The sequence below is a fragment of the Metapseudomonas resinovorans DSM 21078 genome, assembly GCF_000423545.1.
Taxonomy (GTDB): domain Bacteria; phylum Pseudomonadota; class Gammaproteobacteria; order Pseudomonadales; family Pseudomonadaceae; genus Metapseudomonas; species Metapseudomonas resinovorans.
In genome coordinates this window covers 47,348-67,205 of sequence record NZ_AUIE01000022.1, presented here as the reverse complement: position 1 = coordinate 67,205, position 19,858 = coordinate 47,348, and the positions used below count along the sequence as shown (strand labels likewise).

Sequence of the window (19,858 nt, the reverse complement as noted above, 5' to 3'; positions counted from 1 at the left end):
CTCCCCTCTGCCTCTGGGAGAGGGGCCGGGGGGGAGGGCGCGCTAGAGCTCGGAAATGACCCGGTACTCCGCCCCTAGCTCCTGCGCCAGCTGTTTCGCCCGCCCGAGCCGGATCGCCCCGCCTTCGATATCCACCAGCAAGGTCGGGCAACTGAGCGGATCAAGCGTCGGCCACTCCTTCAAACGGCCATCGGTGAGGACCAGCATCCGCTGCGCCTCGGCCGGCTTCTGCCGTTGTCGCCGCGCCAGCCAGTGGGCGGATTGCTGCAAGGCCTCGATCAGCGGCGTGCCGCCACCGGCGCCGAGTTCGGCGAGCCAATGGTGCAGGGCGGGAGAGGCCTTGCTGCCTTGCCAGAGCCACTGCGGTTGGCGGCCGGTGGCGTGGAGCACGGCGAGGCGGGCGCGCTGGCGGTAGGCATTTTCGAAGAGTCCGGCCAGCAGCCCCTTGGCCTGGGACAACGCACCATGGCGGCGGGTGGAAGCGGAGGCGTCGACGATCACCAGCCAGAGCTCATCGGGGCGCTGGCTGCGTGGCGCGCGGACGAGATCGACCGACTTGCGCGGGCGGCCGCGCAGCAGGGTCGGCAGCCATTGGATGGCGCCCTCTATTCCTGCGCGGCGAGCGCCGCTGCGACCGTTGCCGAGAGTGCCGGGTCTGGGCCGGGCACCCGCCCCTGTGACCGTGCGCGGGCGGATGCTCAGGGCTTTTTTGGCCAGCGCGGCAGGTCGCGCCGTTCTCCCATGGGGACGGCTTGTGCGGGCAGTTCTCCCCACTGGCCTTCGCCACCGGACGCCTGCGTATGCGACTGGGCGGGCGGCGACTGCGGAGGCTGTGCGGTGGGCGGCGGGGTGTGGGTGCGACGGTGGGCAAGGGCGAAGTGCTCGACGGCGTCGATGTCCGCAGCCTCGATGCGATCGGAGCCGCGCCAGGCGGCGTGGGCGCGGGCGGCACGCAGCCAGACGAGATCGGCGCGCAGGCCGTCGACGCCGGCGGCGAAGCAGCGTTGGGCGATTTCATCCAGGGCGGCATCGTCCAGCGGAATGGCCGCCAGACGGGCGCGGGCGTCCTGGCAGCGCTGGGCCAGGGCCTGTTGCGCGCCATTCCATTGGGCGATGAAGCCTTGCGGATCGGCGTCGAAGGCCAGGCGACGGCGGACGATCTCGGCGCGCTCGGCAGGCTGCGGCTGACCGTTCTGCAGCACCTTCAGACCGAAGCGGTCCAGCAGTTGCGGGCGCAGTTCGCCTTCCTCGGGGTTCATGGTGCCGATCAGCACGAAGCGCGCGGGGTGACGGTGGGAAATGCCGTCGCGTTCTACCTGGTTCACACCACTGGCGGCCACATCCAGCAGCAGGTCCACCAGGTGGTCGGGCAGCAGGTTCACTTCATCCACATAGAGCACGCCGCCGTGGGCCTTGGCCAGCACGCCGGGGGAGAACTGTGCGCGGCCTTCGCCGAGCGCCGCATCCAGGTCCAGGGTGCCGACGATGCGTTCCTCGCTGGCACCCAGGGGCAGGGTGACGAAGAGGGCTTCCGGTAGCAGGTCGGCGATGCCACGGGCCAGGGTGGACTTGGCCATGCCACGCGGGCCCTCGATCAGCACGCCACCGATGGCGGGGTCGATGGCGGCGAGGTAGAGCGCCAGTTTCAGTTCATCGGAACCGACGACTGCGCTCAGGGGAAAGTGGGGAAGGTCGGACATGGCGGGTTCCTGGAAACGCATGGCGGGCATGTTAGCGAAAGCCCGAACGCGCCGATAGAAATCAGTGATTGAACGGCGCGTGGCGATGCAGTAGGTTAGCCAGCATTCGCTTTGGAGATTGTCATGCCGCACGTCGCTTCCACTTCGCTCATCGCTTCCCCGGCTCGCGCCGTGGCAGGTGAGCGTGTGGCCGCTGCGGCCAGCTATTTCTATGGGTATTGGTTTAGCCACGGGCTGACCTGATACCCATCAGGCGGCCCACTCCAGCAGGGTCGCCGCCAAAGCTCCACGAAACCCCCGGTCGGCAACCCGACCGGGGGTTTTTGTTTTCCGGCCCACAAGGCCAAACACATGAAATCCGAGGATCGCACCATGATCAGCTACCGCACCTACCAGACCTATTACCGCAACTCCGACTGGCGATTTAGCCGCTCCATTACAGCCCAGACACCGTTGAATCGAACACCCAGATAGCGCCGCGCGCGGATCGAGCCGCGCCGGCTGAGGATGCCAGTCATGAATTCTTCCGTTTCCGTTCTGCCCACCGCTGTACAGCCACTCCACGCCATGGCGCTGGAGACTGCCCTGCCTACGTCGCGCAGCACCCAACCACTGCCCACCCCCGCCGAACTGCGCCAGCGCCTGCCGCTGAGCCATGCCATTGCCCGCCAGATCAACGCCCAGCGCGAGGCAGTGCGAGCCGTGCTGGATGGCGAAGATTCGCGCCTGCTGGTGGTGGTAGGCCCCTGCTCCATCCACGATGCGGATTCCGCCCTCGACTACGCCCGCCGCCTGTCCGCCCTGGCGCCAGAAGTCAGCGACCAGTTGCTGCTGGTGATGCGCGCCTACGTCGAGAAGCCGCGTACCACCGTGGGCTGGAAGGGCCTGGTCTACGATCCGCACCTGGACGGCAGTGGCGACATGGCGGAAGGCCTGACCCTGAGCCGCCGACTGATGCTGGAGATGGCCGAGCTGGGCCTGCCGGTCGCGACTGAGCTGCTGCAACCGCTGGTCGCCGGCTACCTGGACGACCTGCTGAGCTGGGCCGCTATCGGCGCGCGCACCAGCGAGTCGCAGATCCACCGCGAGATGGTCAGCGGCCTGGACCTGCCCGTGGGCTTCAAGAACGGAACCGATGGCAGCCTCGGTATCGCCACCGACGCCATGCGCTCGGCCGCCCATGCCCACCAGCATTTCGGCATTGATGAACTGGGGCGTCCGGCGCTGGTGCAGACCGCCGGCAACGCGGATACCCATCTGGTGCTGCGTGGTGGTCACCAGGGGCCCAACCATGACGCGGCCAGCGTGCAGGCCGCCCGTGCCGGCCTGGAGAAACTCGGCATCGCGCCGCGCATCCTGGTCGATTGCAGCCATGCCAACAGCGGCAAGGACCCGCTGCGCCAGCCGGCCGTGTTGCAGGACGTGATCGACCAACGCCTGGCCGGCCAGGACGCCCTGCGCGGGGTGATGATCGAGAGCCACCTATTCGATGGCGCGCAGTCGCTGTCCTGCGATTTGCGCTACGGGGTTTCAATCACCGACGGCTGCCTGGGCTGGGCAGGGACGGAGGCGATCCTGCGGGAGGCAGCAGTGCGTTTGCGCGGGTGAGCTTCCGGACTCTGAGTGGACCAGAGCTTCCCTCACCCCCGGCCCCTCTCCCAACAGGAGAGGGGGGACTCACGAGCCTGACTGGCGCCGACTGCTCCCTCTCCCTCCGGGAGAGGGTTGGGGTGAGGGCATTGGCCACCGGCTCGGACTCTCAGGGAATCCTCCCTGCTTCTCTCACTGCTCCTCGCTATCCAGCAGCAGGTTCTCGATTGCCTCGCGGTATTCCCCCGGGTTCTCCCAGAGCCCGCGCTGCTGCGCTTCCACCAGCCGCTCGGCGATGTCGCGCAGGGCTTCGGGGTTGTGCTGGCGAATGAATTCGCGGGTGTCCGCGTCCAGCAGGTAGGCGTCGGCCAGCAGTTGGTACTGGTGGTCGTCGATCAGTTCGCTGGTGGCGTCGAAGGCGAAGAGGTAATCCACCGTCGCCGCCAGTTCGAAGGCGCCCTTGTAGCCGTGGCGCTTCATGCCGGCGATCCACTTCGGGTTGGCGGCACGGGAGCGGACCACGCGAGCCAGTTCTTCTTTCAGCGAGCGGATACGCGGCAGGTCCGGCTGGCTATGGTCGCCGTGGTAGCTGGCCACTTTCTCGCCACGCAGGGTTTCAGCGGCGGCGAGCATGCCGCCCTGGAACTGGTAGTAATCGTTGGAGTCGAGGATGTCGTGCTCGCGGTTGTCCTGGTTCTGCAGCACGGCTTGCAGCCGCCGCAGCCGCTGGGCGAAGCGCTCCCGCGCCGGGGTGCCGGCATCCTGGGCGCCGTAGGCGTAGCCGCCCCAGTTGAGGTAGACCTCGGCCAGCTCGGCGCGGTCCTGCCACTGGCGTTCCTCGATAGCGCCCTGCACCCCTGCGCCATAGGCGCCGGGTTGGGCACCGAACACGCGCCAACCGGCTTGTAGGCGCGCATCCTCGGCGGGCAGGCCCTCGTCGGTGAGGCGTTCGCTTTCCGTTTTCACCCGCGCCGCCAACGGGTTCATATCCTCCGGCTCATCCAGTTCGGCCACGGCCTGCACGGCCGCGTCGAACAGGCGGATGAGGTTGGCGAAGGCATCGCGGAAGAAGCCCGACACGCGCAAGGTCACGTCCACCCGAGGGCGGTCGAGCAGGGATAGCGGCAGGATCTCGAAGTCTTCGACCCGCTGGCTGCCGGCCTGCCACACCGGGCGTACGCCCATCAATGCCAGCGCCTGGGCGATGTCATCACCCCCGGTGCGCATGGTGGCGGTGCCCCAGACGGAAATGCCGAGCTGGCGCAGGTGGTCGCCGTGGTCCTGCAGGTGGCGTTCCAGCAGCAGGCTGGCGGACTGGAAACCCAGTCGCCAGGCCGTGGGCGTGGGCAGGTTGCGCACATCGACGGTGAAGAAATTGCGCCCAGTGGGTAGCACGTCGAGACGTCCGCGACTGGGGGCGCCACTGGGGCCGGGCGGGACGAAGCGACCTTCCAGCGCCGCCAGGACGCCGCCGATCTCGGCATCGCCACAGGCGTCCAGGGTGGGGGCGATGACGGCGCGCAGGTTGTGGATAACCGCATCGCTGGCCGGGCCAATGGAGCCGAAGTCAGTGGTCTGGATCAGGCCCAGGGCCAGCAGCTCCAGACGTTCGCGTGTGTCGCCATTGCTGCGCCAGGGCTCATTGCTGACTGCGTCCAGCCATGCCGGGCGAGGGCCTTCCCAGGGTTCGGCCCAATTGAGGTCGAGCGGGTCGCGGCCCAGTTGCAGGTCGTTGGCCAGGGCGCGCAGCAGGCTGGCGTTGGCGCCCTTGCCGTCGCCACGAGGGATGCGCACCAGGGACAGCAGCGTGTCGTCGCGCAAGCGTCCTGCGGGAGATTCGCCAAACACGTGGAGGCCGTCGCGGATCTGCGATTCCTTGAGGTCGCAGAGGTAGGCGTCCAGCTGCGGCAACCAGCTCTCCGGGTCGTCGCTGATGACCAGGTTCAGTTCGCGATCCAGGGCCGTTGCCTTCACCAGTTCGAGGATTTCTCCGCGCAGCTGCACGGCGCGGCGCGGGTCGAGCAAGGAGGCGTCGTAGTACTCGTCGGCCAGGCGCTCGAGGTCGCGCAGCGGGCCGTAATTCTCGGCGCGGGTCAGCGGTGGCATCAGGTGATCGATGATCACCGCCTGGGCGCGGCGCTTGGCCTGCGCGCCTTCGCCGGGGTCGTTGACGATGAACGGGTAGATGTTCGGCAGCGGACCCATCGCCGCGTCCGGCCAGCATTCGGCGGACAGGCCGACGCCCTTGCCCGGCAGCCATTCCAGGTTGCCGTGCTTGCCGACGTGGATCAGCGCATCGGCGGCGAACACGTCGCGCAACCAGAAGTAGAAAGCGAGGTAGCCGTGGGGCGGCACCAGGTCGGCATCGTGGTAGATGGCCGCTGGGTCGAGCTGGTAACCGCGCGCCGGCTGGATGCCGACGAAAACGAGGCCGAAGCGCAGGCCGGCCACCATCATGCGGCCGCTGCGGAACATCGGGTCCTGCTGCGGCTCCCCCCAGCGCTCGATGACCGCGCGCTGGTTGGCCTCTGGCAGGCGGGCGAAGCAGGCGAGGTAGTCGGAAAGGGCCAGGCTCTGGGCGCAGGGGCGCGCATCGAGGCTGTCCAGGTCGTTGCTGACACCGCCGAGCAGGCTGTGGATAAGCGCGGTGCCACTCTCCGGCAGGCCGGCCAATGGATAGCCTTCGGCTTCCAGGGAGCGAAGGATGTTCAGCGCGGCGGCCGGGGTATCCAGGCCCACGCCGTTGCCGATACGGCCGTCGCGGGTAGGGTAGTTGGCGAGGATCAGCGCCACGCGCTTGTCGGCATTGGCCTTGCGCGAAAGCGCGCACCAGCGTCGTCCCAGTTCGGCGACGAAGTCCATGCGTTCCCGCTGCGGCAGGTAGCAGACCACGTCGCTCTGGCTGCGCTCGCTGCGCCAGGCCAGGCCCTTGAAGCTGATGGGGCGGGTGATGATGCGGCCGTCCAGTTCCGGCAGCGCGATGTGCATGGCCAGGTCGCGCGGACCCAGGCCCTGCGGGTTGTCACGCCAGAGCGGTTCGTTGTCCAGCGAACAGATGGCCTGCAGCACCGGAATGTCGCGGCGGAACGGGCGCAGGCTGGGGGCGTCCGGGTTCGACTGGGCAAAGCCGGTGGTGTTGATGATCAGCCCTGCACCTGCGGCGTCCAGCCAGTTTTCCACAGCCGCCAGGCACTCCGCTTCCTTGAGGCTGGCGACGGCGATGGGCAGGGGATTCAGCCCCTGGGCGGCGAGGCGCTCGCAGAAAGCGTCGATAAAGGCCGTGTTCGCGGCCTGCAAGTGGGTGCGATAGAAAAGAAGCGCGGCGACCGGCTGATCGGAGCGCCAGTCGGCCTGCCAGTCTTCCAGCCGCGCCGGGCGTAAGCGCGGGTGGTAGAGGGCGACACGGGGCAGGGCCTGAGGCTCGTTCCAGGGGCAATCACGGTCGAACCAGCGGTTGGCCAGGCAGTTGAACAACTGCCGGGCGTTGTCGAGGCCGCCCTGGCGCAAGTACTGCCAGAGGCGCTCGGCGTCTTCCGCGGGGACCGTGCACAGGCTGGCCAGCTCCGGGTCGGGACGGTCGTCGCCCGGCACCAGGATCAGCTTCGCTCCCCGTTCGGCCAGGGCCACCAGTTGCTCGATGCCGTAGCGCCAGTAACCCACGCCGCCATGAACGGAGATCAGGATGACCTTGGCATGCTGCAGCACCTCGTCGACGTAGAGGTCCACCGAGGCGTGGTTCTGCAACTGCATGGGGTTGGCCAGGCGCAGGCTCGGGTAGTCGTCGGGCAATTCGCGGGCGGCCTCGGCCAGCAGCGCCAGGTGCGAGTCGCCGCTGCAGAGGATCACCAGTTCGGCGGGTGTCTGGGCCAGGTGGGCGATGCCGTCGTCCGGGACGAAGCCGCCGGGTTGGGTGCGCAGGAGGTGCATTTACTCCCCTCTCCCTCTGGGAGAGGGGATTTGAATGCGTTTCATACGAGAGCCGTGCGCAGCTCGTTGGCAATCACTGCCTGATCCAGTTCCTGACCGATCACCACCAGGCGGGTGCTGCGGGTTTCGTCGGTCAGCCACTTGCGGTCGAAGTGCTTGTCGAAACGCTTGCCGACGCCCTGGATCAGCAGGCGCATGGGTTTGCCGGGGATGGCGGCGAAGCCCTTGATGCGCAGGATGTCGTGGCGCTCCACCAGTTGGCCGAGGGCTTTGATCAGGGCGGCTTCTTCCACTTCCGGCAGGTCGACGTGGAAGGAGTCGAACTCGTCGTGGTCGTGGTCTTCATGACCTTCGTGGTCATGGTGGGTGGGGCGGCTGTCGATGTGCAGTTCCGCCTCGGCGTTCAGGCCCAGCAGCACGCTGAGCGGCAGCTTGCCGGCGCTGGCTTCGACGATCTTCACCGCAGGTGGCAGTTCCTCGGCCACCTCGGCGCGCACGGCGGCCAGGGCCTCGGCGTCGAGCAGGTCGGCCTTGTTGAGGATCACCAGGTCGGCGCTGGCCAACTGGTCTTCGAACAGTTCGTGCAGGGGGGATTCATGGTCGAGGTTCGGGTCCTGCTTGCGCTGCTCGTCCACCTGCTCGGGGTGGGCGGCGAAGGTGCCAGCGGCCACGGCCGGGCTGTCGACCACGGTGATGACGGCGTCGACGGTGCAGGCATTGCGGATCTCCGGCCACTGGAAGGCTTGTACCAGCGGCTTGGGCAGGGCGAGGCCGGAGGTTTCGATGAGGATCTGGTCAAGGTCGCCACGGCGCGCTACCAATTCGCGCATGACCGGGAAGAACTCTTCCTGCACGGTGCAGCACAGGCAGCCGTTGGCCAGCTCGAAGACGCGGCCAACGGCCTCTTCTTCGGTGCAGCCGATAGAGCACTGCTTGAGGATCTCGCCGTCGATGCCCAGCTCGCCGAACTCGTTGACGATCACCGCGATACGGCGGCCTTCAGCGTTGTCCAGCATGTGGCGCAGGAGGGTGGTCTTACCGGAGCCGAGGAAGCCGGTGACGATGGTGACGGGGAGTTTGGCCAGGGTTTTCATGCGCGCCTCTGCGTGGTCGGTCGGCGGGCATGACGAACGCAGCGGGGCTCGCCCCGCGCAACGGATTCGCCACCGGATCACCCCGCCCGGTTGTCTGGAATGTCGTCGAGGCAGGTCTCCTGGCTCACGACCCTGCGCTTGGCGCGGCACCTTCGCCTTCCCGCTTGCGCAGTGGCGTTTCGAAAGGCCTGGGGGCGTTCACAGTTGCGGGGGCAGCCGTGGCCTTGACCACGTTCCCTCTTAGCTCCGGCGTACAGCCGGAGAACCTCGAAAGGGCGAAGGCTACGCAGCGCCTGGGCGACGGTCAATCACGGCAGTTGACGCTTGGTCGGACTCGTGATGTCCTAGCACGGTTTTTTCAGGTGCCTTGCGTCGCCGTACGCGAGGTGAAACGGGAAGTCGGTGCGTCCATTTTCGGACTAGTCCGACGCTGCCCCCGCAACGGTAAGCGATCGTAGGGTTAAGTACGCCACTGTGCCGACACGGCATGGGAAGGCATGCCCGTCCAGCCACAGGCTGGCGTCGTGAGCCCGGAGACCGGCCTGATCAGCTTTTTGGCAACCCGCGGTGGGCGGGCGCAAGCCGGAAATCGGGGTGCTCCTGCGCCCGCTTCCCTCGCGCGCGTTCCTCTGCCGGTATCGTTAGCAACGCAGAGGGAATCTCCATGTCCAGCCGCACCTTGTCCCATTCCGCCGCTTCTTCCTCGACCCTGGCCCAACGCCTGCTGCTGGCCATCGGTGCCAGCCTGATCGGCCTGTCCCTGGTGTATTTCGCCGGCTTCTCGCATATCGAGGCCGTGCACAACGCCGCTCACGACACTCGCCACAGTGCCGCCTTCCCCTGCCATTGAGTGATTCCCGGATGATCAAGCGCATCGCCCAGACCGCCGGTTTCGCTGGTCTGATCGCAGCCCTGGTGCTGACCCTGTTGCAGAGCCTGTGGGTCACCCCGCTGATTCTCCAGGCGGAAACCTATGAAAACGCCGAACCTGTCGCTCAGGTTGAGCACGACCATGAGCATGGTGGAGCTGCCGTGGCCCATACCCACGAACACAGCGCCGAAGCCTGGGCGCCGGAAGATGGTTGGCAGCGCACCCTCTCCACGGGTGGCAGCAACCTGGTGGTCGCAGTAGGTTTCGCCTTGATTCTTGCCGGACTGTTCAGCCTGCGTGGCCCGACCCGTGCCTGGCAGGGCCTGCTCTGGGGCCTGAGTGGTTTCGCCACGTTCGCCCTGGCACCGTCCCTTGGCTTGCCGCCGGAACTGCCGGGCACCGCCGCCGCTGATCTGGCCCATCGTCAGACCTGGTGGGTCGGCACTGCCGCTTCCACTGCCGTGGGGCTGGCGCTCATTGCCTTCGGCCGCCATTGGGCTCTGCGCGTGCTGGGCGTCGTACTGCTGGTGATCCCTCATGTCGTAGGTGCGCCGCAGCCCGAAGCCCACTCCAGCCTGGCGCCGGAAGCGCTGGAACATGAGTTCATCGCTGCTTCCCTGATCACCAATGCGGCGTTCTGGGCCGTGCTGGGCTGGGCCGCGGCCTGGCTGTACCAGCGTCACGCGTCGCCGTCTGCTTGAAGCTGGTCGCTGGGCTGGGCTGCCGACGCGGCTGCCCGACGGACGAATTGCAAGGCCTGCTGATGCAGTGCCTTGCCGAAGCCGGCGCTTCACTCGATGATCTGGCCGCGCTGGCCAGCAGTGAGGCGAAGGCCGCGGAGCCGGGGCTGATCGCCCTGGCCGAGCGGTTGCGGCTGCCGCTGTATTTCCTGCCTGCGGATATCCTTGTTGCGGAGGACATGCGCCTGAGCCAGCCCTCCGAGCGTGTCCGGGAGGTCGCCGGCAGTGCGGGCGTGGCGGAGGCCGCCGCCCTGGTCCAGATCGAAGTCCTGTTCGGCGGTCGCGCCGCCCTGCTCATCGACAAACGTCGCAGCGCCGGTGCTACTTGCGCCCTGGCCTGCATCCTGCACGAGGCTTGACGGCCATGACGGTCTATTTCATCGGCGCCGGCCCCGGCGATCCAGAACTCATTACCGTGAAGGGCCAGCGCCTGATCCGCGCCTGTCCGGTGATTCTCTACGCCGGTTCGCTGGTGCCCGAGGCCGTGCTGGCCGGGCACCGCGCGGAGTTGGTGGTAAACACCGCTGAACTGCATCTGGATGAGATCGTCACGCTGCTGGTCGAAGCCCATGCCAGGGGCCAGGACGTGGCGCGGGTGCATTCGGGTGATCCATCGCTCTACGGCGCCATCGGCGAGCAGATTCGCCACCTGCGCGAACGGGACATCCCCTTCGAAGTGGTGCCGGGGGTAACGGCGACTGCCGCGTGCGCCGCGCTGCTGGGTTGCGAGCTGACTCTGCCGGAGGTTTCCCAGACCCTGATCCTCACCCGTTACGCCAGCAAGACGCGCATGCCTGAAGGGGAAGAACTAGGCGATCTGGCCCGTCACCGCGCGACCATGGCCATTCACCTGGGCGTGAGCCAACTGGCGAAAATAATCGAAGAACTGCTGCCGCACTACGGCGCCGACTGCCCCATTGCCGTGATCCATCGCGCCAGCTGGCCGGACCAGGAGCAGGTCACCGGCACCCTGGGGGACATCCTGCCCAAGGTCACGGCACGGGATTTCCGCCGCACGGCGCTGATCCTGGTGGGCGAGGTGCTGGCCGCCGAAGGCTTTGCCGATTCCTCCCTTTATCGGGCCGATCACGCTCATCTCTACCGACCCGGCAAGGCGTAGCCGCCACGCGGCTAGTGACGTACGCCGGTGAAACCCGCAGAATGCGGCTCTTATGCGGCGGGCAATTGGCCCGCGCACTCTCTCTAACCGGCTTTAAGCGACCTTTTTCTCTATGCGAATGCGCTTGATGCTGTTGGGTGGCGGCAATTCACTCGGACAGGCGCTGATTCGCCAGGGTGCCGAGGAAGACATAGGTTTTCTCGCTCCGCGCCCGCCCGAACAGGGTTGGGACGCCGCCAGCCTGACCCAGCTGCTCGATGACACCCGGCCTGACGCCGTGGTCAACCTCGCCTACTACTTCGACTGGTTCCAGGCCGACGAAGTCAGTGGCCTCCGCCTGGCCGCCCAGGAGCGAGGCGTGGAACGTCTGGCCGAACTCTGCCAGCACCACAGCATCGTCCTGCTGCAGCCCTCCAGCTACCGGGTATTCGACGGCTCCCGCGCCACGGCCTACAGCGAGAAGGATGAAACCGTCCCGCTCAGCGAGCGCGGTCAGGCGATCTGGCGTATGGAACAGAGTGTCCGTGCCGTCTGCCCCAAACACGTGCTGCTGCGTTTCGGCTGGTTGCTGGACGACAGCCGCGAGGGTTCCCTGGGGCGTTTCCTCAGTCGTGCAGAGCGGGCCGAAGAAATTTGCCTGGCCGACGACCGCCGCGGTAACCCCACCCCGGTTGACGATGCTGCGCGGGTGTTGCTGGCCGTGATCAAACAGCTGGACTGCGCCGCGCCGCTCTGGGGCACCTATCACTACGGTGGCCACGAAGCGACCACGCCCCTCGCACTGGGCCAGGCCCTGCTCAGCGAGGCCCGCAGCCTGCATCCGCTGACGGTGCAGGACATCACGCCCCAAGCCCACGCCGCCCGTCCCGATGCGGCGGACGAGCCGCAGAACGCAGTGCTGGCCTGCAAGAAAATCCTCCATACCTTCGGCATCAAGCCGCGCGCCTGGCGTGCTGCGCTGCCGACCCTGCTGGACCGCTACTACCGCCATGGCTGATTCCCCCATCCTCATCACCGGCGGCGCCGGATTCATCGGCTCGCACCTGGCCGATGCGCTGCTCGCCAAGGGCCATGCCGTGCGCGTGCTGGACAACCTCTCCACCGGCAGACGTTCCAACCTGGCACTGGACAACCCAAAGCTGGAGCTGATCGAGGGCGATGTGGCCGACGCGGCCCTGTTGACTCGCGCCATGGCTGGCTGCAAGGCAGTGGCGCATCTGGCGGCGGTGGCGTCGGTGCAGGCCTCGGTGGACGATCCGGTGGCGACCCACCAGAGCAATTTCATTGGCACCCTGAATGTCTGCGAGGCCATGCGCGAGCACGGCGTCAAGCGGGTGATCTTCGCGTCCAGCGCAGCGGTCTATGGCCAGAACGGCGAAGGCACTGCGATTGATGAGGACACGCCCAAGGCGCCGTTGACACCCTACGCGGTGGACAAGTTGGCCAGCGAGCAGTACCTGGATTTCTATCGCCGCCAGCACGGGCTGGAACCGGCGGTATTCCGCTTCTTCAATATCTTCGGTCCGCGCCAGGACCCATCCTCACCCTATTCCGGGGTGATCAGCATCTTCACCGAGCGCGCGCTGGCCGGGCTGCCGATCACCGTGTTCGGCGATGGCGAGCAGACCCGCGACTTTGTCTATGTCGGCGATCTGGTGCAGGTGCTGGTGCAGGCCCTGGAAGCGGAGTGGCTTGAAGTCGGGCCGGTAAACGTGGGTCTCAATCAGGCCACCAGTCTCAAGCAACTGCTGGCCGCTATCGGCGACGTACTGGGTGGCTTGCCGCCGGTGACCCACGCCGAATCGCGCGCCGGGGATATCCGTCATTCGCGGGCCAACACTGCCCGCCTGCTGTTGCGCTATGACTTCCCGCAACCCACCCCGCTCAAGCTGGGCGTAGCGCGGCTGTTGGGGCGCTGATCCCACCTGTCCCTGTACTTCGCCAACACATGAAAGGCGCCCGAAGGCGCCTTTTTACTGGGCGGTTGCCAGGGGAGTGGCTTAGAACTTGTAGCCGACACCCACCATGTAGACCCACGGGTCGACGTCCACGTCGACTTTGACCTTGCCCACACCGGCCAGGTCGGTTGTGGCCTGGGTGTCGATATCGATGTACCAGACGGCGGCGTTCAGCAGGATGTTGTCAGTCAGCATGTAGTCCATGCCGACCTGTGCAGCCAGGCCCCAGGAGTCGTCCAGGTCCAGGTTGCTGAAGCCCTGGCCCTTGCGCTGGCCGGTCAGGCTTTCGTCGAAGAACAGGGTGTAGTTGATACCGGCGCCGACATAGGGCTGGAAGGCGGAGCCAGGGGCCATCGGGTAGTACTGGAGGCTCAGGGTCGGCGGCAGCTGCTTGATGTCGGCCAGCTTGCCATCCAGCGCACCAAGGCCCTTCACGCCTACTTCATGCTGGAACGGGGTAGCAGCAAGCAGTTCCAGGCCGACATGGTCGGTGAGCATGTAGGTGCCGGTCAGGCCCAGTTGGGTGTCGCTGTCCAGGGTGGCTTTGGTGCCACCGACCTTGCCCCCGGCGATCGACAGGGCGGAGCTGTCTTCGTTCGGGCTTACGGTGGCGGCGCCGGCGCGAATGATCACATCGCCGGCCTTGTGGGCCTGGGCCAGGGGCGACGCGATGGCGAGGGCGAGCAGGGAGGCGGTGAGAAGATGCTTGCGCATGGAAGGCTCCAGTTGGTTCTAAGTGTGTTTGGCTGGAGCCAGTTTCAGTAATTAGCAAGCTTCGTATCTTGATCCAGAGCAATGTCACCGAGGGTCGATACGAAAAGGCCCGGCTTGACCGGGCCTTCATGCATTGGAGGTCAGTTGCTGGGGGATTCGTACGGGTAGATCTTGCTCGCATCCATCTGGTAGCCGGCTTCGGCCAGCTCGCTGCTGCTGGCCTTCACTTGCAACGGGCCTTCGATCCAGAAGGGCTGGTAAAGCGCGTCCATCAGCACACCGAGTTCGCTCGTCACATGGACGATCTGGTTCGACGGCGGCGGCGGCACATGGATGCAGGCGCCGAAGTAAGGCACCAGGAGGAACTCGGTGACGCGGCCTTCCTCGGTCACATCCAGCGGCACGATGTAGCCCGGCAGCTTCACGTCCTGACCGTCCAGCTCCTTGACCACCGGGGCCGCCGGCGATTGCTGGCTGGCGGCAGGGCCGGCCTCGGCGCTGAGGGCATCGGACAGTTGCGAGAGATCGTGGATGGGCGCTGGCGGCGCGGGCGGCGGAGCGCCTTCGGGGATCATCTCGGCCCAGGTGAGTTCGCGCGCCTCGCCGGCCCAGAGCGGGGAAGAAAGGGTCAGCAACAGGGCCAGCAGGATGCGCGTCATGGAACTCTCACAGGCGAATGGACAGACCGTCGGCCAGCGACTGCCGATAGGCACGCCAGGCTGGCACCACGCCCATCAACAGGGCGGCGGCCAGAATAGCGCCGAGCAGCGTCCACTCATAGGGGTTTGGAAGAGCGAGTGGAAGGTAGAGGCCATAGTTGGCCTGCACGTAGCCTTGGCTGAGGCCGATGCCGAGATAAAGCAGGCCCACGCCCAGTACCGCGCCGGCCATGGCCAGGGAGAAGGCTTCCAGCACCAGCAGGCTGCCGATGTGCCAGGGCCGCGCACCCACCGAGCGCAGGATGGCCATTTCCCGGCGGCGCTCGTTGAGGCTGGTGAGGATGGCGGTGAGCATGCCGATCAGGCCGGTGAGCACGACGAACAGCGAGACGACGAAGAGCGCCTTCTCCGCTGTACCCATCAGGCTCCAGAGCTCCTGCAGGGCCACGCCGGGCAGGATCGCCAGCAGCGGCTCGCCACGGTATTCGTTGATCTGTCGTTGCAGGGCGAAGGTGGCGATCTTGCTGTTCAGGCCAAGCATGAAGGCGGTGATGGCCTTGGGCTGCAGGTCCATGGCTCGCGCCTGATTGGCGTTGACCTTGCCGGCGCCGCGCGCGGGTACGCCGTTTTGCCAGTCCACATGCAGCGCTTCCATGCCCGCCAGGGAAATGTGCAGGGTGCGATCAACCGGAGTGCCGGTGCGGGCAAGGATGCCAACCACGGTGAAGGGCTTGTCGTCATGTTGCACCAGGCTGACGGTGCTGACGCCATGGGCGAGTACCAACTTGTCTCCCAGTTTGTAACGCAGGGCGTCGGCCACCTCGGCGCCGAGCACCACGTCGAACATATCGGCGAAGGGCTTGCCCTCGGCCAACTGAAGCGGCCGGCCACGCCCATATTGGTAATGCTCGAAGTAGGCGGCGCTGGTACCCATCACCCGGTAGCCGCGGTGGGAGTCGCCGAGGGAGATGGGGATGGCCCACTTCACCCGTTTGTCCTGGCTGATGGCTTCGAAACTGTCCCAGCGGATGTTGTTGGTGGCGTTGCCGATGCGGAACACGGAATAGAGCAGCAGGTTCACCGAGCCGGAGCGGGCACCGACGATCAGGTCGGTGCCGCTGATGGTGCTGGCAAAGCTGGCGCGGGCTTCAGTGCGCACGCGCTCCACGGCCAGCAACAGGCAGACCGAAAGGGCGATGGCGAAGACCGTCAGCAGTGCCGTGAAACGACGGTTGGCGAGACTGGCCAGGGCCAGGCGCAGCAGATACATCTCAGTTCTCCTCGATGCGCGCGGCGTGGTTCAGGTCCGCCAGCGACAGGCTGCGATCGAACAGCGGCGCCAGGCTCTGGTCATGGCTGACAAACAACAGGCTGGCGCCCGCTCCAGCGCATTCGGCGAACAGCAGCTTGAGAAAAGCTTCGCGGGCGTCCGCGTCCAGGGCCGAGGTGGGTTCGTCGGCGATCACCAGTTCCGGTTGGCCGATCAGGGCACGGGCGGCGGCTACGCGTTGTTGCTGGCCGATGGAGAGGGCGTCGGCGCGGCGTTGCAGCAACTCCTCCTTTAGACCGAGGTGACGCAGCAGGGTGGCGGCGGCTGAATCGACGCTGCCGTGGCGCTGACGGGCACGCTCGGCGCGCAGGCGCGAGAAGCGGCAGGGCAGTTCGACGTTCTCCCGCACCGAGAGGAAGGGCAACAGGTTGAACTGCTGGAAGATATAGCCGGTGTGGTCCACGCGAAAGTGGTCGCGGGCGCTCGCGGAAAGCTTCGCCAAATCCTGGCCGAGCAAGCGGATGCTGCCGCGGCCGGGCTTCTGCACGCCACCGAGCAGGCCGAGCAAGGTGGTCTTGCCGCTGCCGCTGGGGCCCTTGAGGAAGAGGCTTTCACCCCGTTGCAGGCGGAACTCGGGAATATCCAGCAGTTCCGGGTGGCCGGGCCAGGCAAAGCCCAGCCCCTGGAGTTCGATCAGTGTCTGGCTCATGGGAAAACGACCGGGTTGCCCCGGTCGGTTCAGGAGAAGTTAGAAGCTCAGGCTGGTGCTGGACCTGGAGAGTTCCGCGCCTTGCTGGCCGTTCGGGCCGATCAGTTGTACCTGAATTTTCTCGGTCGCGGGGAAGCGCTTGAACAGCTCTGCCAGGTCGAGCGACTTCAACTGCTCGGGGCTTGCGCAGTCGAACCGATAGTGGGCGTGGATTTCGCTGTGTTCCTGGTCATGGCCCTTGGCGTGGTCGTCGTGATCGTGATCATCACCGAACAGCGGGCTTTCCAGTTCCTTGGATGCGACCTTGCAACCGGCCGCTGCGGGGAGGGCGAAGAGCTCCAGGGGCTTGTCCAGTTCGGCACGGGCGGCGGCGACCTTGGCCTTGTCCGCGTCGCTCTTGGCTGCGTGCTCGAAGCCGACCAGGTTCATCGCAGGGCTTTCCAGCTCCAGCTCCAGAGTCTTGCCGTCCAGCGCGGCGTTCAATTGCGCCACGCCGTGCTCGTGGGCGCTGAGGCTGCCTTGCTCGTGGTCATGCTCGTGTTCATGGGGCTGGGCCTGGGCGACGGCCAGGGGCAGCAAGGCAAAGGGCAGGGCAAGCAGCAGGCGGCGCATGGAGGGTCTCCGGGATGGGAAATTTCTCGTTACGTTATAACAAATGTAGGCAGCCCGCCAGCGCCGTGGGAGCATTGCGTATTCGTTTCTGGAGGAGTTGGACATGCTGCGCATACGCGGACAGATCGGCAACTGGCCGGTGGACCTGACGGTGGAAATGGATGCCAAAGACTGGGACCAGTTGGCCAGCCGCCTGTCGCCCGACGTGATGGCCCAGGCTCCGATGGCGGCGAAGGCTTCGAGCGGCCAGCACAATGACGCCCTTTGGGATACCGCCCAGCAACTTCTGCGCGAGGCCGGGCAGATGGAGGGGCCGCGCCTGTTGGCGGAACTGGAAGCGCTGGCCGGCGGCGTGGCGGCGGGCAAGCGCCTGCTGGTGCGCCTGCGCCACTGTGACCAGGTAGATATGGAAGCAGGGAAGGATGCACCCCTTTATATCTGGAAGGGGTGAGCAGTCGATGCGCCGAGCTGCCCTTGCAGGTTGGGCCGAGTTTCACGAAGCGCAGCGAGCAGAGTCGAACTCTGCTCGTTGGGCTTCGCTGCGCTCTGCGCCAACCTACGGATGCTTGATCAGTAAATCGCGTTGTAGAGCTTGCGGCGGTAGGTAGTGACCAGCGGGTGGTCGTTGCCCAGCAGGTCGAACACCTGCAGCAAGGTCTTGTGGGGCAAACCTTCGCAATAGCTGCGGTTGCGCACGAAGAGCTTGAGCAGGCTGTCCAGCGCCGGCTCGTACTGCTGGCGGGAGAGTTGCTGGATCGCCAATTGGTAGACCGCCTCGTCGTCGCCGGCATCCTGTGCCAGGCGTGATTTCAGGTCGGCCACTTCCGGCAGGTAGGCGGCCTGGCGGAGGAAGGTCAGCTGGGCACGGGCGCCGGCGAGGGCCTGCTTGTGCTCGTCGCTCTTCACCGCGTTGAGCACGGTTTCCGCTTCGCCCAGTTCGCCGCGCTCGGCGAGGCAGCGGGCATAGAGGATCAGGCCGGCGGCGTTGGTGTTGTCGTCGGTCAGCAACTGCTTCAGCAGGTTCTCGGCTTCGCTGATGCGGCCTTCATTGAACGCGGCCTGGGCGGCGTCCAGCAGATTGCCCTGGGGCGTAGCCGGCATCTGTACGTGGGGTTCGAGCATGGCGCGGATGGCTGATTCCGGCTGCGCGCCGGCGAAGCCGTCCACCGGCTGGCCGTCCTTGAACAGCACCACGGTCGGCAGGCTGCGGATGCCGAAGCGCATGACGATGTCCTGCTCGATATCGCAATTGACCTTGGCCAGCAGCAGTTCGCCCTGGTAAGACTCGGCGATCTGCGCGAGAAGCGGCATCAGCGCTTTGCAGGGGGCGCACCAGTCGGCCCAGAAATCCACCAGCACGGGCTTGTGGAAGGAGTTCTGGATCACCGCCTGGTCGAAGTCGGCGCCGGTGGTATCGAAGATGTAGGGAATGTCGCTCATCTGGGCTCTCGAAAGCGCGAAAGGATGGGCGAATCATAAGGCCGGCGGCGGGGGATGAATATGCCTGCACGAGCTCGGAGCTTGCAGATGGCACGGCCTGCTTCACCTGTGGGGGCGAATTTATTCGCCAAGCACCCCGCAGGGGTGCCCCGACTCCGAGCCAGGTCGGGACGATCTCATACCCAGCCGGAGCGATACGAGGGAGCGCTGTGCGCTCCTTGGCGAATGAATTCGCCCCCACGACGTCTCCCCCGCCAAGGTGCTCTGCCTTACCGAATCGCGTGATACAGGCTCACATTGCGGAATTCCGCCGGCTCGGCCAGGTCCGGCCAGGTGCAGGCGTCCAGAATGGCGAGGCGCGTGTAGAGCGGGTGCTGGAAGTCGCGGACCCGTGAGTCGGCCACCAGAGCCTGGCGGCCGCGCGTGAGGAAGTGGTCGAGCAGGGGCAGGTTGGCGCGGTCGTAGAGCACGTCGGCGACGATGATCAGGTCGAAGCGGTCTTCTTCCTGAAAGAAATCCGCCGAGTAGCTCAGCTCTACTCCGTTAAGGGAGGCGTTGGCGCGACAGGCTTCCAGGGCCAGTGGGTCGAGGTCGCAGGCGACCACTTCGGCGGCGCCGGCCTTGGCGGCGGCAATGGCGGCAACGCCGGAGCCTGCGCCGAAGTCCAGCACGCGCTTGCCGGCTACCCACTCGGGCTTCTCGGCCAGCCAGCGTGCCAGGGCCAGGCCGCTGGCCCAGCAGAAGCACCAGTAAGGCGGTTCTTCGAGGATGCGCCGGGTCTCTTCGGGGCTGAAGGCGCGGTCCATGTTGTTGGCGTCGATGAGCCAGAGCTTGAGATCGGTGCCGGGCAGGGTTTCCGCACTGAGGCTGGCGTCGCCCAGCAGTTGGGTCAGCGCCTGCTGTAGCGATTCCGGGGCGTTCATGGTACCGGCACCATCTGCAGAGGGCCGAGGGATTGGCTTTCAGGCTGCAGGATGAGGCGCGGCTGCATCTTGAGGATCAACTGTCCGGACAGGCTGACGCGGCCGCGCAGCTCCACGCGCTCACCGCGGGGAAAGGACCCCGGGTTGAACAGCAGGCGGAAGGGCAGGGGGCCGCCATTGCCATTCAACACCAGGCTGCCGAGCAGGCGTTGCGGGCGGTCGCGGGAATCGATCGACATCAGCGCCAGTTCCACCTCGCTGCCGGCGGGCGGCGCCTGTAACACACCGCTGAGTTCGCGCATGTGGGCAGGCGTGGCCTCCACCTTGGGCTGCGGCGCCGGGGTGGGCAGTTCCGGGGCGGGTTTTTCACTGGCACATGCCGCTAGCAGGGTGGCCAGGAGCAAGGGAAGGAGTGGACGCATCTGGGCTTCCTGATCTGAATGCGCGGGCCTTATATCGCAAAGCCGTCGGCTTGTCTTGCCCCGGGGATGCGCTACCATGGACCCCCTTTTCTACCGATGCCCCCACGAA

The 19,858-nt window shown here is 66.4% G+C and carries 20 protein-coding genes and 2 riboswitches; of the genes, 8 read left to right on the top strand and 12 right to left on the bottom strand.

All coding sequences use genetic code 11. The annotated features are described in order from the left end of the window. Positions 1-42 precede the first annotated feature (42 nt). Positions 43-717, bottom strand: coding sequence for a vWA domain-containing protein (locus G559_RS0116130; protein ID WP_155945731.1), 675 nt, complete (start codon positions 715-717; stop codon positions 43-45). Then, entirely contained in the window at positions 699-1,700 is a 1,002-nt protein-coding gene (locus G559_RS0116125) for an ATP-binding protein (protein WP_028629228.1), read from the bottom strand. Before G559_RS0116125 ends, G559_RS0116130 begins: the two co-directional genes overlap by 19 nt. A 516-nt stretch (positions 1,701-2,216) precedes the next feature. Between G559_RS0116125 and G559_RS0116115 the strand changes: the two genes are divergently transcribed. Beyond that, positions 2,217-3,308 carry a 3-deoxy-7-phosphoheptulonate synthase gene (locus G559_RS0116115; RefSeq protein ID WP_028629227.1) on the top strand — a complete coding sequence of 364 codons (1,092 nt, stop codon included), beginning with the start codon at positions 2,217-2,219 and terminating at the stop codon, positions 3,306-3,308. 174 nt (positions 3,309-3,482) lie between these two features. Here the strand turns inward: G559_RS0116115 and cobN are convergent, their stop codons facing one another. Together cobN and cobW are read right to left on the bottom strand one after the other, a co-directional pair. Beyond that, positions 3,483-7,217, bottom strand: a complete 3,735-nt coding sequence (gene cobN / locus G559_RS0116110; RefSeq protein WP_028629226.1) for a cobaltochelatase subunit CobN — start codon at positions 7,215-7,217, stop codon at positions 3,483-3,485. Positions 7,218-7,258: 41 nt separating this feature from the next. After that, on the bottom strand, positions 7,259-8,311 hold the full coding sequence (cobW, locus tag G559_RS0116105; RefSeq protein ID WP_028629225.1) for a cobalamin biosynthesis protein CobW: 1,053 nt from the start codon (positions 8,309-8,311) through the stop codon (positions 7,259-7,261). A 92-nt stretch (positions 8,312-8,403) separates the two neighbouring features. After that, positions 8,404-8,596: riboswitch (cobalamin riboswitch) on the bottom strand. A 58-nt stretch (positions 8,597-8,654) separates the two neighbouring features. Continuing rightward, a riboswitch (cobalamin riboswitch) is annotated at positions 8,655-8,871 on the top strand. Between the two features lie 98 nt (positions 8,872-8,969). Between cobW and G559_RS0116100 the strand changes: the two genes are divergently transcribed. From G559_RS0116100 to G559_RS0116075, 6 genes are all read left to right on the top strand, one after another. Beyond that, entirely contained in the window at positions 8,970-9,161 is a 192-nt protein-coding gene (locus G559_RS0116100; RefSeq protein ID WP_028629224.1) for a CbtB domain-containing protein, read from the top strand. A gap of 11 nt (positions 9,162-9,172) precedes the next feature. Continuing rightward, entirely contained in the window at positions 9,173-9,883 is a 711-nt protein-coding gene (locus tag G559_RS0116095; protein ID WP_028629223.1) for a CbtA family protein, read from the top strand. Further along, a complete protein-coding gene (locus G559_RS0116090) occupies positions 9,880-10,281 on the top strand; it encodes a cobalamin biosynthesis protein (protein ID WP_028629222.1) in 402 nt (133 codons plus the stop codon). Before G559_RS0116095 ends, G559_RS0116090 begins: the two co-directional genes overlap by 4 nt. Before the next feature lie 5 nt (positions 10,282-10,286). Then, entirely contained in the window at positions 10,287-11,042 is a 756-nt protein-coding gene (gene cobM / locus G559_RS0116085) for a precorrin-4 C(11)-methyltransferase (protein WP_028629221.1), read from the top strand. 112 nt (positions 11,043-11,154) lie between these two features. Further along, complete coding sequence (locus G559_RS0116080; RefSeq protein ID WP_028629220.1) at positions 11,155-12,039, top strand: sugar nucleotide-binding protein; 885 nt, start codon at positions 11,155-11,157, stop codon at positions 12,037-12,039. Further along, the gene (locus G559_RS0116075; RefSeq protein WP_028629219.1) at positions 12,032-12,961 is read left to right on the top strand and encodes an NAD-dependent epimerase/dehydratase family protein; all 930 of its coding nucleotides are present in this window, start codon (positions 12,032-12,034) and stop codon (positions 12,959-12,961) included. Before G559_RS0116080 ends, G559_RS0116075 begins: the two co-directional genes overlap by 8 nt. An 81-nt stretch (positions 12,962-13,042) precedes the next feature. Here G559_RS0116075 and G559_RS0116070 read toward each other — a convergent pair whose 3' ends face one another. From G559_RS0116070 to G559_RS0116050, 5 genes are all read right to left on the bottom strand, one after another. After that, positions 13,043-13,714, bottom strand: a complete 672-nt coding sequence (locus G559_RS0116070) for an OmpW/AlkL family protein (protein WP_028629218.1) — start codon at positions 13,712-13,714, stop codon at positions 13,043-13,045. 140 nt (positions 13,715-13,854) lie between these two features. Further along, positions 13,855-14,373: a DUF3299 domain-containing protein gene (locus G559_RS0116065; RefSeq protein ID WP_028629217.1), complete on the bottom strand. Its 519-nt coding sequence runs from the start codon at positions 14,371-14,373 to the stop codon at positions 13,855-13,857. A 7-nt stretch (positions 14,374-14,380) separates the two neighbouring features. Continuing rightward, a complete protein-coding gene (locus tag G559_RS0116060) occupies positions 14,381-15,643 on the bottom strand; it encodes an ABC transporter permease (RefSeq protein ID WP_028629216.1) in 1,263 nt (420 codons plus the stop codon). Between the two features lies 1 nt (position 15,644). After that, positions 15,645-16,352, bottom strand: coding sequence for an ABC transporter ATP-binding protein (locus tag G559_RS0116055; RefSeq protein WP_028629215.1), 708 nt, complete (start codon positions 16,350-16,352; stop codon positions 15,645-15,647). A 39-nt stretch (positions 16,353-16,391) separates the two neighbouring features. Then, on the bottom strand, positions 16,392-16,964 hold the full coding sequence (locus G559_RS0116050) for a DUF2796 domain-containing protein (RefSeq protein WP_028629214.1): 573 nt from the start codon (positions 16,962-16,964) through the stop codon (positions 16,392-16,394). Between the two features lie 103 nt (positions 16,965-17,067). On the opposite strand from G559_RS0116050, the gene G559_RS0116045 reads away from it, so the two are divergent. After that, complete coding sequence (locus G559_RS0116045; RefSeq protein WP_028629213.1) at positions 17,068-17,415, top strand: hypothetical protein; 348 nt, start codon at positions 17,068-17,070, stop codon at positions 17,413-17,415. Between the two features lie 119 nt (positions 17,416-17,534). Here G559_RS0116045 and trxA read toward each other — a convergent pair whose 3' ends face one another. From trxA to G559_RS0116030, 3 genes are all read right to left on the bottom strand, one after another. Next, positions 17,535-18,404 carry a thioredoxin gene (gene trxA, locus G559_RS0116040; RefSeq protein ID WP_028629212.1) on the bottom strand — a complete coding sequence of 290 codons (870 nt, stop codon included), beginning with the start codon at positions 18,402-18,404 and terminating at the stop codon, positions 17,535-17,537. A gap of 269 nt (positions 18,405-18,673) precedes the next feature. After that, positions 18,674-19,327, bottom strand: a complete 654-nt coding sequence (locus G559_RS0116035) for a class I SAM-dependent methyltransferase (protein WP_028629211.1) — start codon at positions 19,325-19,327, stop codon at positions 18,674-18,676. Then, entirely contained in the window at positions 19,324-19,749 is a 426-nt protein-coding gene (locus G559_RS0116030; RefSeq protein WP_028629210.1) for a YbaY family lipoprotein, read from the bottom strand. The genes G559_RS0116035 and G559_RS0116030 overlap by 4 nt, the downstream gene beginning before the upstream one ends. Positions 19,750-19,858 lie beyond the last annotated feature (109 nt).

Bases quoted from the DNA above. Each gene is read 5' to 3' on its own strand.
- G559_RS0116030 (WP_028629210.1), bottom strand. From the start codon at position 19,749: ATGCGTCCACTCCTTCCCTTGCTCCTGGCCACCCTGCTAGCGGCATGT.
- cobM (WP_028629221.1), top strand. From the start codon at position 10,287: ATGACGGTCTATTTCATCGGCGCCGGCCCCGGCGATCCAGAACTCATT.
- G559_RS0116080 (WP_028629220.1), top strand. From the start codon at position 11,155: ATGCGAATGCGCTTGATGCTGTTGGGTGGCGGCAATTCACTCGGACAG.
- G559_RS0116060 (WP_028629216.1), bottom strand. From the start codon at position 15,643: ATGTATCTGCTGCGCCTGGCCCTGGCCAGTCTCGCCAACCGTCGTTTC.
- trxA (WP_028629212.1), bottom strand. From the start codon at position 18,404: ATGAGCGACATTCCCTACATCTTCGATACCACCGGCGCCGACTTCGAC.
- G559_RS0116050 (WP_028629214.1), bottom strand. From the start codon at position 16,964: ATGCGCCGCCTGCTGCTTGCCCTGCCCTTTGCCTTGCTGCCCCTGGCC.
- G559_RS0116125 (WP_028629228.1), bottom strand. From the start codon at position 1,700: ATGTCCGACCTTCCCCACTTTCCCCTGAGCGCAGTCGTCGGTTCCGAT.
- G559_RS0116065 (WP_028629217.1), bottom strand. From the start codon at position 14,373: ATGACGCGCATCCTGCTGGCCCTGTTGCTGACCCTTTCTTCCCCGCTC.
- G559_RS0116095 (WP_028629223.1), top strand. From the start codon at position 9,173: ATGATCAAGCGCATCGCCCAGACCGCCGGTTTCGCTGGTCTGATCGCA.
- cobW (WP_028629225.1), bottom strand. From the start codon at position 8,311: ATGAAAACCCTGGCCAAACTCCCCGTCACCATCGTCACCGGCTTCCTC.
- G559_RS0116055 (WP_028629215.1), bottom strand. From the start codon at position 16,352: ATGAGCCAGACACTGATCGAACTCCAGGGGCTGGGCTTTGCCTGGCCC.
- G559_RS0116075 (WP_028629219.1), top strand. From the start codon at position 12,032: ATGGCTGATTCCCCCATCCTCATCACCGGCGGCGCCGGATTCATCGGC.
- G559_RS0116070 (WP_028629218.1), bottom strand. From the start codon at position 13,714: ATGCGCAAGCATCTTCTCACCGCCTCCCTGCTCGCCCTCGCCATCGCG.
- G559_RS0116115 (WP_028629227.1), top strand. From the start codon at position 2,217: ATGAATTCTTCCGTTTCCGTTCTGCCCACCGCTGTACAGCCACTCCAC.
- cobN (WP_028629226.1), bottom strand. From the start codon at position 7,217: ATGCACCTCCTGCGCACCCAACCCGGCGGCTTCGTCCCGGACGACGGC.
- G559_RS0116035 (WP_028629211.1), bottom strand. From the start codon at position 19,327: ATGAACGCCCCGGAATCGCTACAGCAGGCGCTGACCCAACTGCTGGGC.
- G559_RS0116045 (WP_028629213.1), top strand. From the start codon at position 17,068: ATGCTGCGCATACGCGGACAGATCGGCAACTGGCCGGTGGACCTGACG.